Source organism: Bacteroides acidifaciens, from assembly GCF_024623065.1.
In the GTDB taxonomy this organism is placed as follows: Bacteria; Bacteroidota; Bacteroidia; order Bacteroidales; family Bacteroidaceae; genus Bacteroides; species Bacteroides acidifaciens.
On sequence record NZ_JANJZR010000037.1, the window covers coordinates 1 to 15,112 of the forward strand.

Annotated in this window: 9 protein-coding genes and 3 tRNA genes; 5 read left to right on the top strand and 7 right to left on the bottom strand. The window is 38.3% G+C overall.

From position 1 onward, the window contains the following. The first annotated feature begins 888 nt into the window (after window positions 1-888). The 3 genes from NSB03_RS11940 to NSB03_RS11950 all read left to right on the top strand — a co-directional run bounded on the left by NSB03_RS11940 (window position 889) and on the right by NSB03_RS11950 (window position 3,113). On the top strand, window positions 889-1,359 hold the full coding sequence (locus NSB03_RS11940) for a helix-turn-helix domain-containing protein (protein ID WP_024988714.1): 471 nt from the start codon (window positions 889-891) through the stop codon (window positions 1,357-1,359). A gap of 78 nt (window positions 1,360-1,437) precedes the next feature. Then, window positions 1,438-2,214 carry a dihydroorotate dehydrogenase electron transfer subunit gene (locus tag NSB03_RS11945; RefSeq protein WP_024988713.1) on the top strand — a complete coding sequence of 259 codons (777 nt, stop codon included), beginning with the start codon at window positions 1,438-1,440 and terminating at the stop codon, window positions 2,212-2,214. Further along, complete coding sequence (locus NSB03_RS11950; protein WP_024988712.1) at window positions 2,202-3,113, top strand: dihydroorotate dehydrogenase; 912 nt, start codon at window positions 2,202-2,204, stop codon at window positions 3,111-3,113. Before NSB03_RS11945 ends, NSB03_RS11950 begins: the two co-directional genes overlap by 13 nt. A gap of 236 nt (window positions 3,114-3,349) precedes the next feature. On the opposite strand, the gene trmD is transcribed toward NSB03_RS11950, so the two are convergent. After that, the gene (trmD, locus tag NSB03_RS11955; protein ID WP_024988711.1) at window positions 3,350-4,027 is read right to left on the bottom strand and encodes a tRNA (guanosine(37)-N1)-methyltransferase TrmD; all 678 of its coding nucleotides are present in this window, start codon (window positions 4,025-4,027) and stop codon (window positions 3,350-3,352) included. A 74-nt stretch (window positions 4,028-4,101) separates the two neighbouring features. Between trmD and ligA the strand changes: the two genes are divergently transcribed. Continuing rightward, window positions 4,102-6,102, top strand: a complete 2,001-nt coding sequence (gene ligA / locus NSB03_RS11960) for an NAD-dependent DNA ligase LigA (RefSeq protein ID WP_024988710.1) — start codon at window positions 4,102-4,104, stop codon at window positions 6,100-6,102. 59 nt (window positions 6,103-6,161) lie between these two features. After that, window positions 6,162-7,055, top strand: coding sequence for a 4-hydroxy-tetrahydrodipicolinate synthase (gene dapA / locus NSB03_RS11965; protein WP_024988709.1), 894 nt, complete (start codon window positions 6,162-6,164; stop codon window positions 7,053-7,055). Between the two features lie 211 nt (window positions 7,056-7,266). On the opposite strand, the gene NSB03_RS11970 is transcribed toward dapA, so the two are convergent. The 6 genes from NSB03_RS11970 to NSB03_RS11995 all read right to left on the bottom strand — a co-directional run bounded on the left by NSB03_RS11970 (window position 7,267) and on the right by NSB03_RS11995 (window position 14,786). Beyond that, a tRNA-Arg gene (locus NSB03_RS11970) sits at window positions 7,267-7,340 on the bottom strand. A 19-nt stretch (window positions 7,341-7,359) separates the two neighbouring features. Continuing rightward, a tRNA-Arg gene (locus tag NSB03_RS11975) sits at window positions 7,360-7,433 on the bottom strand. Window positions 7,434-7,453: 20 nt separating this feature from the next. After that, a tRNA-Arg gene (locus NSB03_RS11980) sits at window positions 7,454-7,527 on the bottom strand. Between the two features lie 80 nt (window positions 7,528-7,607). After that, on the bottom strand, window positions 7,608-9,908 hold the full coding sequence (locus tag NSB03_RS11985; RefSeq protein ID WP_024987701.1) for a patatin-like phospholipase family protein: 2,301 nt from the start codon (window positions 9,906-9,908) through the stop codon (window positions 7,608-7,610). A gap of 170 nt (window positions 9,909-10,078) precedes the next feature. Continuing rightward, a complete protein-coding gene (gene htpG, locus NSB03_RS11990; protein WP_024987702.1) occupies window positions 10,079-12,124 on the bottom strand; it encodes a molecular chaperone HtpG in 2,046 nt (681 codons plus the stop codon). 133 nt (window positions 12,125-12,257) lie between these two features. Then, window positions 12,258-14,786: an ATP-dependent Clp protease ATP-binding subunit gene (locus NSB03_RS11995; protein WP_257466409.1), complete on the bottom strand. Its 2,529-nt coding sequence runs from the start codon at window positions 14,784-14,786 to the stop codon at window positions 12,258-12,260. Window positions 14,787-15,112 lie beyond the last annotated feature (326 nt).

Below are 15,112 nucleotides of genomic sequence, written 5' to 3' on the forward strand. Positions count from 1 at the left end.
GCAGCTTAAGTGTATTTCACTAAAGTTGCGAGTTTTGATTTATATTGAGGGCGTTTTTGAGCTTTTGACACACCCTCATTAGTAAAAGAGTGTTAGCGCCATTTTTCTATTTCAACTAAATAACGTAATTGAAAAATATACGGTATTTAGTTGTATTTCAGTTTGTTATGCTTAAAATAGCCCTTCTAGAATTGAAAAAAAACAGCGAATCGGGTAAATGGCCGGAAATATTGCAAGGATTCCTAGTTTTATAGTGAAATGTAAAAGATAATTTGATAATATCTCAAAATACATTCGTAAATAATAGAGTTTATCCTTTATTTTATTGCAACTGCAACTTCTTATATTTACGTTTGTGTATTTGTGATTGTATATTTGTGATTAATACAAGTGTAAACGTATGATATATGTAATATGTGTTACTGATTTACATATGTATAGTATTGAGTTTACATAAATAAATTACCAATATATAAATGTAGTAGGAGGGTGTTTAACATTCAATTTTTTACATGTTATTATTATGAATATCAGATATATATACTATTTATTTGACTCTTTACTGTAAATCAATGGTTTATGTATCCGATACTTTTGTAAACCTTCTCATTTTTAAAGTAAGATATTGATGATAACCTTTTTATTATCAGATGTATAATAGTGTTTTATTAAATATAAAATATTATCATACCAATATAAGATTTTATTCATTGCACAAACGTAATATTAGAATAGTGAATAGGTAAATACATTTGTGATATTTGTATTTTTATATCTGTGATTTGTTTTTGTGAAGCATAATATATATCTTTGTAAAGTGATTATATTTATATGTATTTTTGTGAAATCACTATTTAGTGCATACAATTGTGACTCAATAAAGGTAGTATGGAAATAAAAGACAGAATCAGAATGATTATGGAGAGGGAGAAAGTTCCCCCCAGGGTTTTTGCTGAAACGATCGGAGTTCAGCAGTCTACTCTTTCTCATATTTTAAATGATAGGAATAAACCAAGTCTGGAAGTGGTGATGAAAGTACATCAGACTTATAACTACGTAAATCTTGAATGGTTGCTATATGGAAGAGGTGAAATGTTGACTTCTACTGAAGAATCCTCATTGACTTCATCTAATGGTGATTATCAACCTTCTTTGTTTGATGAGAATCCTGTAAATCCGTCCAAAGAGACGATTACTTTGGAAAATCGCAAGGAAATGGCTTTAAGAAGTACCGAAAATGCTCCTAAAGAGATTGTAAAACAGGAGATTAGATATATAGAAAAGCCTGCTAGGAAAATTACTGAAATAAGAATTTTCTTCGATGATAATACATATGAAACGTTTAGACCTGAAAAATAAGTGGTAAAATCGCAGGTTTGGGCAAATTCCTGTATCTTTGCACCCGGAATACGAATTTATATTTTTTATATCCAATACATGAAGAAATTTATTTTAGATTTGACGGTTACTGAGAATATCAGACTGCATGCCAATTATGTATTGCTGAAACTGACCTCTCAATCGTTACTGCCCGAAATGTTACCAGGGCAGTTTGCCGAACTCCGGGTGGACGGATCGCTTACCACATTTCTGCGTCGCCCTATTTCTATTAATTTTGTCGATAAACAACGAAATGAAGTATGGTTTCTGATCCAATTGGTTGGAGACGGAACAAGGCGCTTGGCAGAGATAAAGCCAGGTGATGTAATCAATACCATACTTCCATTGGGAAATGGCTACACGATGCCTCAGATGCCTTCTGATAAGCTTTTGTTAGTTGGTGGTGGTGTCGGTACGGCTCCTATGCTATATTTGGGTGAACAATTAGTCAAAAATGGTCATAAACCTACATTCCTTTTAGGGGCACGTAGCGATAAGGACTTGTTGCAACTGGAGGAGTTTGCTAAATATGGTGAAGTGTACACTACTACGGAAGATGGCAGTCATGGAGAAAAAGGATATGTCACCCAACATTCTATACTAAATAAGGTACGATTCGAGCAGATTTACACATGTGGTCCTAAACCTATGATGATGGCGGTGGCAAAATATGCCAAAAGTAATCAGATAGAATGTGAAGTCTCTTTGGAAAATACAATGGCTTGTGGTATCGGAGCATGCTTATGTTGTGTGGAAAATACGACAGAAGGTCACTTGTGTGTGTGTAAAGAGGGCCCTGTTTTTAATATAAATAAACTACTATGGCAGATTTAAGTGTAAATATTGGTGAATTACAAATGAAGAATCCGGTGATGACAGCATCCGGTACATTTGGATATGGTGAAGAGTTCTCAGATTTCATTGATATAGCGCGAATAGGCGGTATTATTGTAAAAGGGACTACTCTTCACAAACGTGAAGGAAATCCTTATCCGCGTATGGCCGAAACTCCTTCGGGTATGTTAAACGCTGTAGGACTGCAGAATAAGGGTGTTGACTACTTTGTAGAGCATATATATCCCCGCATAAAAGACATACAAACGAATATGATTGTAAACGTTTCGGGGTCTGCTATCGAGGATTATGTGAAAACAGCCGAAATTATTAATGAACTTGACAAAATTCCTGCCATAGAACTAAATATCTCTTGTCCTAATGTGAAGCAAGGTGGTATGGCTTTTGGTGTGTCAGCAAAAGGTGCGTCAGAAGTGGTGAAAGCGGTGCGTGCTGCTTACAAAAAGACACTTATCGTAAAACTCTCTCCGAATGTCACTGATATCACTGAAATAGCGCGCGCAGCGGAAGAAAGTGGTGCAGATAGTGTGTCATTAATCAATACATTGCTGGGAATGGCTATTGATGCGGAGCGTAGACGCCCTATTTTGTCGACTGTAACAGGCGGAATGTCTGGAGCTGCCGTCAAACCTATCGCATTACGTATGGTATGGCAAGTTGCTAAATCGGTAAATATTCCTGTCATTGGTTTGGGTGGTATTATGGATTGGAAAGATGCGGTTGAGTTTATGCTTGCAGGTGCATCTGCTATCCAGATTGGTACGGCAAATTTCATAGATCCGGCTGTTACTGTCAAAGTTGAAGATGGTATAAATAATTACTTAGATAGACACGGATATAAGTCAGTGAAGGATATTATTGGTGCGCTTGAGGTATAATGATAAACTTACAATAACCATTCGCATGGAATTAGCTAGAAAAATGCTATTTTCTTTCTGAATATCGAAGGATGGAATCAGCCCGAAAGATAATGGTTGAAAAGAAATTTTCGTTAGGGGGAAAGAATGGCAAGTGAAGTTTTCAAGCGATGGACATAATAAAAACGACGGTGAGAAATAAGCAAATCATCACCGTCGTTTTTATTTACATTCTGTTTTTATTTACCATTCTGTTTTTATTCATCTAATAAGTCAGGGCGAAGTTTTCTGGTACGTTCCAAGGACTGTTGCAACTCCCATTCTTTAATCTTTGCTTCGTGACCGGACAATAGAATATCGGGGACTTTCCACCCTTTATAATCAGCAGGGCGTGTATATACCGGTGCTGCCAGCAAGTTGTCCTGGAAAGAATCGGAAAGTGCGGATTGTTCGTCAGAGATAACTCCGGGAATGATACGCACGATAGCATCAGCCATGACCGCTGCGGCTAGTTCGCCACCTGTCAAGACATAATCTCCGATACTTATTTCTTTGGTGATTAGATGTTCGCGGATGCGATAATCAATCCCTTTGAAATGTCCGCAAAGTATAATAAGGTTTTGCGCTAAGGAAAGGCTGTTGGCCATTGGTTGGTTGAATTGTTCTCCGTCGGGGGTTGTGAAGATTACTTCGTCATACTCCCGCTCTGCCTTGAGAGTGTTGATACAACGCTCGATGGGTTCTATTTTCATAACCATTCCGGCAAAACCGCCAAAAGGGTAATCATCGACACGACGGTATTTATCTTCGGTATAGTCGCGCAGATTGTGAATATGTATTTCTGCAAGTCCCTTATTCTGAGCCCGTTTCATAATAGAACAATTGAAGAAACCTTCAATCATCTCGGGTAAAACTGTTATAATATCAATACGCATAATCTTTAATTTTTCGCAAAAGTACAAATATTCAAAGATAAACCTGTATTTTTGCCTTAAACAATCGAAGAAATATGGATATAAAGGAAAAAATAGAGGAATTGCGTGCCGAACTTCATCGGCATAATTATAATTATTATGTGTTGAATGCTCCCGAAATATCGGATAAGGAGTTTGATGACAAGATGCGTGAACTTCAGGATTTGGAGCAGGCACATCCGGAATATAAAGACGAAAACTCACCTACCATGCGTGTGGGGAGTGACTTGAATAAGAATTTTACGCAGGTAGCGCATAAATATCCGATGCTGTCATTGGCCAATACATATTCGGAAGCGGAAGTGACGGACTTTTATGAGCGCGTCCGTAAGGCGCTCAATGAGGATTTTGAAATTTGCTGTGAAATGAAATATGATGGTACTTCAATTTCTTTGACTTATGAAGATGGAAAATTGATTCGTGCCGTTACCCGTGGCGATGGTGAGAAAGGAGATGATGTGACGGATAATGTAAAAACAATCCGTTCTATCCCACTTGTGCTTCATGGTGACAATTATCCTGCCGTTTTTGAAATTCGTGGGGAAATTCTTATGCCATGGGAAGTGTTTGAAGAATTGAACCGTGAGAAAGAAGCGCGCGAAGAGCCGCTTTTTGCTAATCCGAGAAACGCGGCTTCCGGCACATTGAAATTGCAGAATTCTTCCATTGTGGCTTCCCGTAAACTGGATGCGTATTTGTATTATCTGCTGGGAGATAATCTGCCTTGTGACGGACATTATGAAAATCTTCAGGAAGCCGCGAAATGGGGCTTTAAAATATCTGATTTGACCCGTAAATGCCAGACATTGGAAGAGGTTTTTGAGTTTATCAACTACTGGGATGTAGAGCGCAAGAATCTACCGGTTGCTACAGACGGAATTGTTTTAAAGGTAAATAGTCTGCGGCAACAGAAAAATCTGGGATTTACGGCTAAATCTCCTCGATGGGCTATTGCATATAAGTTTCAAGCCGAACGTGCTTTGACGCGCTTGAATAAAGTGACTTATCAAGTGGGTAGAACCGGTGCTGTCACTCCTGTGGCGAATTTGGATCCTGTGCAGCTTTCAGGAACAGTTGTGAAACGTGCGTCTTTACATAATGCAGATATTATCGAAGGACTTGATTTGCATATTGGGGACATGGTTTATGTGGAAAAAGGGGGTGAAATTATTCCCAAAATCACAGGTGTGGATAAGGACGCACGCAGTTTTATGCTTGGCGAGAAAGTCCGGTTTATCACTAATTGTCCCGAATGTGGCAGTAAATTAGTCAGGTATGAGGGAGAAGCCGCTCACTACTGTCCAAATGAAACGGCATGTCCTCCTCAGAATAAAGGTAAAATAGAGCATTTTATCAGCCGTAAGGCTATGAATATTGATGGATTAGGTCCGGAAACGGTAGATATGTTCTATCGTTTGGGATTAATCAAAAATACAGCCGATTTGTATAATCTCACAACTGATGATATTAAGGGATTGGAGCGTATGGGAGAAAAATCGGCAGAGAATATTATAACAGGAATTGCTCAAAGTAAGACAGTTCCTTTTGAGCGTGTGATCTTTGCTTTAGGAATTCGCTTTGTTGGTGAGACTGTGGCGAAGAAGATTGCAAAGTCGTTTGAAAATATAGATGAATTGCAGCAGGCGGATCTTGAAAGGTTGATTAGTATCGATGAAATCGGAGAAAAAATAGCGCAGAGCATCCTTTTGTATTTTGAGAATGAGTCTAATCGTGAGTTAGTCGGGCGACTGAGGGATGCCGGATTACAGCTTTATCGTACTGAGGAAGATTTAAGTGGATATACGGATAAGTTGGCAGGCAAGTCTATCGTTATCAGTGGTGTGTTTACTCATCATTCTCGTGACGAATATAAGGAGATTATCGAGAAAAACGGTGGCAAAAACGTAGGAAGTATTTCTGCAAAAACAAGTTTCATACTTGCTGGAGATAATATGGGGCCTGCGAAACTGGAAAAAGCGAAAAAACTGGGAATAACCATACTAAGCGAAGAAGAATTTCTGAAACTTATATCGTAAGATAAGAAAAATATTCGTACTTTTGCGGCTTAATAAATTAGAGATTATAATTAAAACTCATGATACAGACTAAATTGAAAGGAATGGGGGTAGCACTGATTACTCCTTTCAAAGAGGATGAGAGCGTTGACTATGACGCATTGATGCGCATGGTGGACTATCTATTACAGAATAATGCGGATTTTTTGTGTGTGCTGGGAACTACAGCCGAAACACCAACTCTTACTGAGGAAGAAAAGAAAACCATAAAAAAGATGGTGATTGACCGCGTTAATGGAAGGATTCCTATTCTGTTGGGTGTAGGTGGTAATAATACTCGTGCTATTGTAGAAACATTGAAAAACGATGATTTCACGGGGGTTGACGCTATATTGTCTGTTGTGCCATATTATAACAAGCCTTCACAGGAAGGTATTTACCAGCATTATAAGGCTATTGCCGAAGCAACCGAGCTTCCTATCGTGCTGTATAATGTTCCGGGGCGTACGGGTGTAAATATGACCGCTGAGACTACTTTGCGTATTGCACGTGATTTCGATAATGTAATTGCTATAAAAGAAGCATCCGGTAACATCACGCAAATGGATGATATCATCAAGAATAAGCCGGAAAACTTCAATGTAATCTCCGGTGATGATGGTATTACTTTCCCTCTTATAACTTTGGGGGCTGTTGGCGTTATTTCGGTTATCGGTAATGCTTTTCCCCGTGAGTTTAGCCGTATGACTCGTTTGGCACTTCAAGGAGATTTTGCTAATGCACTGACTATTCATCACAGATTCACTGAATTATTCAATCTGTTATTTGTAGATGGAAATCCTGCTGGAGTAAAATCAATGTTGAACGCTATGGGAATGATTGAAAATAAACTTCGATTACCACTGGTTCCTACCCGTATTACTACATTTGAAGCAATACGTAAGATTTTGAATGAATTGAATATAAAATGCTGATTTAAATATTAATCCTTGACGAATTAAACGTATTTTTTATTTCTTTAATAAGGGAAGCCTTTGAGCTTCCCTTATTCTTGATATTCTGCCCCAGAAAAAATAATAATATTTTCGACCCAAGCCGATGAGGGTGTCAAAATGGGCTACCCCTGAATTCTTCGATGAAATGGGGGAATAAAAAATCCTCTACAAATAAATGCAGAGGATTTTGTGATCGCGACAGGATTCAAACCTGTAACCGGCTGATCCGTAGTCAGCTACTCTATTCAGTTGAGCTACGCGACCCAATACGTATTTTCTTTAGTGACCGCGACAGGATTCAAACCTGTAACCGGCTGATCCGTAGTCAGCTACTCTATTCAGTTGAGCTACGCGGCCTTTTTGTTAAACAAAATATGTGATCGCGACAGGATTCAAACCTGTAACCGGCTGATCCGTAGTCAGCTACTCTATTCAGTTGAGCTACGCGACCATTGTTTTGTTTTAACGGGTGCAAAGATACGGACTTTTCCCGAAATAGCAAGCGTTTCAATGTTTTTTTTTGTAGAAAAATTATTCTATGAACCGACAATTGAATAGTTGCCAACCTATGCTTAATCCGACATTCCACTCTCTTTTCGGTGAGCTATAATGATTTACATATGCGGAAATGTCTCCAAACGGCAGTTGGCACACAACAGAAATTTCTCCTAAATATTCGAATTTAGAGAAAGCTTTTCCATAGTATGCTTTATTTAGCGAATTTCTTTCAATCGGATATATAGGCATAAAGCCATAAAATTCTCCTCGCAGATGGAACATTTGGTTTAAACGATAAACAGGGCGAATTCCGGCGCTTACGAATTGATTAGCGCGAAATGCTTCATTATAGGTCATTTTACTGTGCAGTGTAGGAGAAAATTCTCCAGCTTGCATCATTGTTGCTGTATAGTTTTCTGAGAAGTTCTTAGACGCATACAATGCCTTTAAGTACCATCCCAGTACCCAATGTTCACTCATATTATGATATTTCTCTTTCATGTAGGATAATTGCAACCAGGAATGATGTTCTTTATTGCTTCCCTCAGCGGTATTCCCTTCACCTGGATAGAAACGCTCTCTTCCTGCGAAAATTTGAGCAACAAGAGCCTCTCTGTATCCACGTGTCGGATATTGTCGAGAGTTCAGTGTGCTTCCGTTAAAACTGATTGAACCACCAAATAAATCATAACGGCTTTTGTCGAATTTGTCATTTCCAAAGTCAATAACGCTTTTCTGGAAATACTTATCCTCTATTTTAGCAATTCCTATTCCAAATTCAGCTCGCTTGCTCGAAAGAAAAGGCAGACCTACCTGCAATTTCAAAAATCGTTCGTCTTTTTGATTGAAGGCAGGTTTATCATTTCTTGAGAAGAGCTTGTCTTTTTTAAAATAGTCGAAAGTACTTATTGAACCTATAAGGCGATACGATGTAGGAATAGCTGTGGCAAAGTCTATCTTTGCCATAAATTGGACATTGTTGTACACCTTACCAAGTTGTCCATCAAGAATAAACTCCTTGGCATAGTAGTTTAAGTCCTGGTAGCTCAGTCCTAAATAAATTTGATTGGAATTGGAAGTGGATATATTGCCACCCAGTCTTACAGCGAAGTTTTTCTCTAGTTTAACTTTTAAATGAAGGTCGTAAGTGTCATCTTCAGGATTGTAAATAGCATGAGGGATGATTTCAGAAATCATTTTATCCGAAAGTAATCTGAAATATCCCTGCTTTAAATCCTCATAGGTGAATTTTTTGTTGTCTGATTTATGAAATTCTTTTTTAATATAAGCTTGTTGTTGGGGATTAGCTCCGTCAATAATGATATTCTTGAAGCGCAATTCGGGAAAATTACTTCGGTACACCATTCTTCTTAAACGTATATTATCAAAGTTGACACATCGATGGATGCGACTTTTGATTGAGTCCATCATGCTGATGGTGCGATTGTATCCTATATCATGCAGTTCATCAATACGTTGGAAATCCATAAGATTAACATTGTCATATTTGAATGTCATTGAAATCCCCACTGAGTCAGGAATAGAATAATCGGTTTTTTGCATCACCATATTTTCTATTTGGCTCATAAGGTCATCTTCTTTAGGCTTGGTAGGGTTGGTTGAAACGACACTTCCTATAATAATGTCCGGATGGAAATCGTCTTTCATGACATCTGTGGGAAAATTATTATAAATCCCACCATCATAAGCTAATACATTGTCTATCTCAATAGGTTTAAACATGAATGGGAAACTCATTGAAGCTCTGACTGCGTCTCCCAAGTCTCCATTTCTCATTATTAATTGCTTTTTATTGTACACATCGGACGCAATACAGCGAAAAGGTACGAAAAGCTTATCAAAATCTCCTTTGCAAGCAGCTGTGGCGCGTGCATACAGGTCTACAAAAACAAGATTCATCTGGATCGGATTTACCACACTGGTGGGCAGAAACTGAGGTTTCAGGTTTTTTAGCGAATCCTTGAATGAAAAACGTATATTGAAGAACTCAGGAGTGGGGAGATTTTTTTTGAAATGATATACATATTTTTCTTCCACTTCTCCGGAATACCATCGTTTGAAATCTTCGGATTTTAGGAGTTCCACCATATCATCAGGGGAGTATCCCATGGCGTATAAGGAGCCGACGATGGCCCCCATAGAAGTCCCCGCAATGTAGTCAATGGGGATATTGTTTTCTTCCAAAGCGCGAATAATACCGATATGTGTCAATCCTTTTGCACCGCCACCGCTTAATACAAGTCCCACTTTCTGAGCGTGGATAGCAGGGATGGCCAGCCATAAAGTAATTAACCCTAAAAGAATTTTTCTCATAACCTGAATCAAGCAATTGCTATTTCTGTTTATTAAGTGTTCAAATATATACAATACTTTTCAATTTATCGATATTTTGCCGGTCGTTTTAAAATGAAAAAGAGCATTACAACGTATGTTTAACGTTGAATGCTCTTTTTGAGTTATGCAATGTATTTAAAGGGGCGATTTTAAATCAGTTCAATGCTGCGTTTTACAAAGTTGTTCAATGCTTCACCTCTCAACATATTATTTTGCAATAAAGCCAAATCAATAAGTTGACGTATTACTTTGTTGTTGCCGGCATAGCCAATGAAGATAGCTTCTTTCTTACTCTTCAAATCATCCCATTTTTTATCCAACTCATTTAGTTCATCTTTTTCAGCTGTTGGGATATCTTCATCTTTTTTGTCCTTTTGTTTGTCTTTCAATTCATTACGTTTCTTATTAACACTATCCATTTCGGATTGTATCGGAGCTACCTCAGCATGACAAGCACTTTCTTCTTCGCTCAACACCTGTTTTATTAACTTGTGGTCTGAATTCAGTATCAAATTGAACATATCAGGCATTTCGCCATAGAAACTCATTCCCGCCTGAATATTTGCCATCTCTTTCATACGACGCATATATTCACTTTGAGTAATCATTACCGGAGCGGAATTTTCTCCTAATGCTTGCGTCATTACATTGAACTCGACTTTATCCATTTTAGGAAGCTGGCTCTTGAAGGCTGTTGTGATAGCATCCTGCTTATCGGCTTCTAATACTTCTCCTTTCTTGTCTTCTTTAACGATAAGGTTATCAACAACATCACTATCGACACGGGTAAAGCGGGATTTTTCCAGCTTTTGTTCCAGCATGCTTACCATAGCTACATCTAATTGCCCGTCCATAAGCGAAACATTATATCCTTTGTTGGTAGCAGCTTCAATGTAACTATATTGTTCGTCCTTATTATTAGCATACAGATAGATAAGGTTTCCATCTTTGTCTGTCTGATTATCTTTAATAAGGGTCTGGTATTCTTCAAATGTGTAATGTTTGTTATTTGTATCGGTGAAAAGGGCGAATTTTTGTGCTTTATCATAGAAGTCCTCTTGTGTGAGCATTCCATAATTGATAAATATTTTCAAATCATTCCACTTCTCCTCAAACTGCTTACGGTCATTTTTGAAGATGGATTGCAGGCGGTCGGAAACTTTTTTCGTTATGTAAGTTGAAATCTTTTTCACGTTCGAATCGCTCTGCAAATATGAACGGGAAACATTCAACGGAATATCCGGTGAGTCGATTACTCCATGTAACAAAGTCAGGAAGTCCGGCACAATGCCTTCAACTGAATCTGTAACATATACTTGATTGCAATATAATTGAATCTTATTTTTATTTAATTCAATATTGCTCTTTACTTTTGGGAAGTAGAGGATACCAGTCAAGTGAAACGGATAATCTACATTTAAATGAATCCAAAAGAGTGGTTCATCAGACATTGGATACAACTTGCTATAGAATGATTTGTAATCCTCGTCCGACAGTTCGCTAGGTTTACGAGTCCACAGAGGAGTTGCATCATTGATGATATTGTCTTCGGTTGTTTCTACTTGTTTGCCATCTTTCCACTCTTTCTTTTTTCCAAATGCAATAGGAACAGGAAGGAAACTGCAATATTTCTTCAAGAGTCCGGAAATACGTGCTTCTTCAAGGAATTCTTTGCAATCATCATCAATGTATAAGATGATATCCGAACCACGATCTGCTTTTTCAACTTCTTCAATCGTGAATTCAGGACTGCCGTCACAAGTCCATTTTACAGCTTGCGCACCGTCTCTGTATGATTTAGTGATTATTTCTACTTTCTTCGCAACCATAAAGGCGGAATAGAAACCAAGTCCAAAGTGTCCGATAATGGCATTCACGTCATTTTTGTACTTTTCAAGAAAGTCATTAGCTCCAGAGAACGCAATCTGATTGATGTACTTCTCAATTTCTTCTGCTGTCAGACCGATACCACGGTCAGAGATGGTAATAGTGTCTTTGCCTAACTCAACATGAACAGTCAAATCACCTAATTCACCTTTAAATTCGCCGATGGAAGCCAGTGTATTCAGTTTTTGGGTAGCGTCTACTGCATTGGATACTAACTCGCGAAGAAAAATTTCATGATCACTGTACAAAAACTTCTTGATGATAGGGAAAATGTTTTCTGTTGTAACCCCAATATTACCTTTTTGCATAATACGTATATTTTTAGTTTATCTATTGATTAAATTTAATTCATATTTGCTCAGATAGAGACAAAAAAAATGCCAGACCCGAAGGCCTGACATTATGGCATATTTAAAATTTTCCCTTATTTTGAGAATAATTCTATTCTGTTGTAACAACTTTCATTTCCAATTCATTTTTTTCTTCATTAAGGGAGACATAAATGCTATCCTCTTCTTTTAAAGAGGAAGAAATGATGAGTTCGGACAGCCCATCTTCCAAATAAGTCTGGATGGCCCGTTTTAAAGGACGGGCGCCATATTGTGCATCATATCCTTTGCTTGCGATGAATTCTTTTGCCTTATCTTCAATAACGAGCTTATATCCAATAGATTCAATTCTGTTATACAACCCTTTCAACTCTATATCTATAATCTTTGTTATAGCTTCTAGGGAGAGTTGGTCAAAGGTTATTATTTCGTCTACACGATTAATAAATTCAGGCGCGAATGATTTATTTAAGGCTTTTTGTATTGCACTTCGCGAAAACTCTTTGTCATCCAAACGGCTTTGTGTCGCGAATCCTACACCTCGTCCGAAGTCTTTCAACTGGCGGGTTCCAATATTGGAAGTCATGATAATAACGGTATTCTTGAAGTCTACCATTCTGCCATAACTGTCAGTCAAACGACCTTCGTCCATCACTTGAAGCAAGATATTGAATACATCCGGATGCGCTTTTTCTATTTCATCGAGTAATACGATAGAATATGGTTTACGGCGAACTTTTTCTGTCAACTGTCCACCTTCTTCATATCCTACATATCCCGGAGGCGCTCCGACCAACCGTGAAACGGTGAATTTCTCCATATATTCACTCATATCTATACGGATCAGTGCATCTGGAGAGCCAAACATGTATTTAGCCAACTCTTTTGCCAAATGAGTTTTACCAACTCCAGTGGGACCTAAGAACATAAATGTGCCAATCGGTTTATTAGGATCTTTCAGTCCTACACGACTTCGCAAAATGGCTTTAACCAGTTTTTCTATGGCTGTGTCTTGTGCAATGACTTTAGACTGCAAGTCTTCTTTCATGCCTGCCAACTTTATGCCCTCGGCTTGCGCCATACGTTGCACTGGGATGCCTGACATCATTGATATAACATTAGCGATTTCTTCTGCATCAACAGTTTGCCTGTTTTCCTTCAGGCTAGCTTCCCATTCTTTCTTCATTTCATCCAATTGGAGAGAGAGCTCTTTTTCCTTATCCCGGAAACTGGCTGCAAGTTCGAAGTTCTGTGATTTTACAGCTTCATTTTTCTTGTTTTTAGCTTCTTCGATCAGTTTTTCCTGCTCTTCTATCTCTTTAGGGACGTTGACATTAGTCAGATGTACACGTGAACCGGCTTCGTCCAAAGCATCAATGGCCTTATCAGGGAAATTGCGGTCTGTGATATAGCGGCCTGTCAGCTTGACACATGCCTCCAATGCTTCATCTGTATAATATACGTTATGATGATCTTCGTATTTATCCTTAATATTACGCAGAATCTGAAGAGTTTCTTCAGCAGTAGTGGGTTCCACTATCACTTTTTGGAAACGACGCTCCAAAGCGCCATCCTTCTCTATATTCTTACGATACTCATCTAGGGTAGTGGCACCAATACATTGTATTTCTCCTCTTGCTAATGCCGGTTTCAGCATGTTGGCGGCATCCATAGAGCCTGCTGCGGAACCTGCACCCACAATCGTATGAATTTCGTCAATGAACAAAATTACATTCGGATTCTTCTGTAACTCATTCAGTATGGAACGAATACGTTCCTCAAACTGCCCGCGATATTTAGTTCCTGCTACAACAGCTGTCATATCAAGGGCTACTACTCGTTTGTCAAACAGAATCCGTGATACTTTTTTCTGAATGATTCGCAAAGCAAGTCCTTCGACAATGGCTGATTTTCCGACACCTGGTTCGCCGATCAAAATCGGATTATTCTTTTTACGACGACTCAGGATTTGAGCCAAGCGTTCGATTTCTTTTTCTCTGCCGACTACAGGATCCAATCTGTCTTCTTCTGCCGTTTTTGTCATATCCGTACCGAAATTATCGAGTACTGGTGTGTTATTAGACGGCTTTTTTGAAGTGGTTTGTGCCTGTTGACGATCTTCGGAACTACCTCTGCCAGAACGGGGAGTAGACATTTCTTCGTCTTCATCATCGTCTTCCGTAAATCCCATTCCTGAATTTATATCAGGCTGAAACGTAGCCTGCTTCAGTACTTTTGCATAATTTATATCATTTGCTTCAAGTACGGAAGCTGCCATATTTTTTTTTTCTCTTAAAATTGCTAACAGAACATGTTCTGTATCAGCGATGTTACTTTTCATTCCACGCGCTTCTAAAATACACATTTTTAATATTTTCGCCGCATCATTAGACAACGGCACCTCGGCATCAGGCAGTAACATATCGTCAGCTTCTGCCTTCAGTTGAGCTTCAATCTGCTGCTTGATTATAGTCAGATTGGTGTTGAGTTTAGATAATATCTCAATAGCTTTTCCTTCACCATCACGGAGCATTCCCAGAAGCAGGTGTTCGGGGCCTATATACCTACTTCTCAACCGGTTCGCTTCTTCCTTGCTATAGACGATAATGTCGGAAACTCTTTGTGAGAATTGATTATTCATACTTCTTCCTTTTCTTCTAAGGGTTATTCACTGGCAAATATACGCATTAAATCAAGTTTGTATTGCAATATTTGCTTTATTTCTTATATCTACAAATGGCGTGCCATAAAACGGTGTATTTGCATTATATATATAAGGTATAACAAACATGCAGGTCTTTTTTACTGATGTTATACTATCTTTATATCTTATATTTATTGTTTTTCTCCTTTTGTTTTCGTATTTTAAAGCTTAGTCAGTCATCGTTCTGTCCTTAATAAAACTTTCTTCTTAAAAACTTTCGTATATCCGGGAAAAGTAGTACTTTAGCGTGGTTTTTCACAAAC

Excerpts from the sequence above, each read along its gene's own strand:
- NSB03_RS11940 (WP_024988714.1), top strand. The coding sequence starts at position 889 with ATGGAAATAAAAGACAGAATCAGAATGATTATGGAGAGGGAGAAAGTT.
- NSB03_RS11945 (WP_024988713.1), top strand. The coding sequence starts at position 1,438 with ATGAAGAAATTTATTTTAGATTTGACGGTTACTGAGAATATCAGACTG.
- NSB03_RS11950 (WP_024988712.1), top strand. The coding sequence starts at position 2,202 with ATGGCAGATTTAAGTGTAAATATTGGTGAATTACAAATGAAGAATCCG.
- trmD (WP_024988711.1), bottom strand. The coding sequence starts at position 4,027 with ATGCGTATTGATATTATAACAGTTTTACCCGAGATGATTGAAGGTTTC.
- ligA (WP_024988710.1), top strand. The coding sequence starts at position 4,102 with ATGGATATAAAGGAAAAAATAGAGGAATTGCGTGCCGAACTTCATCGG.
- dapA (WP_024988709.1), top strand. The coding sequence starts at position 6,162 with ATGATACAGACTAAATTGAAAGGAATGGGGGTAGCACTGATTACTCCT.
- NSB03_RS11985 (WP_024987701.1), bottom strand. The coding sequence starts at position 9,908 with ATGAGAAAAATTCTTTTAGGGTTAATTACTTTATGGCTGGCCATCCCT.
- htpG (WP_024987702.1), bottom strand. The coding sequence starts at position 12,124 with ATGCAAAAAGGTAATATTGGGGTTACAACAGAAAACATTTTCCCTATC.
- NSB03_RS11995 (WP_257466409.1), bottom strand. The coding sequence starts at position 14,786 with ATGAATAATCAATTCTCACAAAGAGTTTCCGACATTATCGTCTATAGC.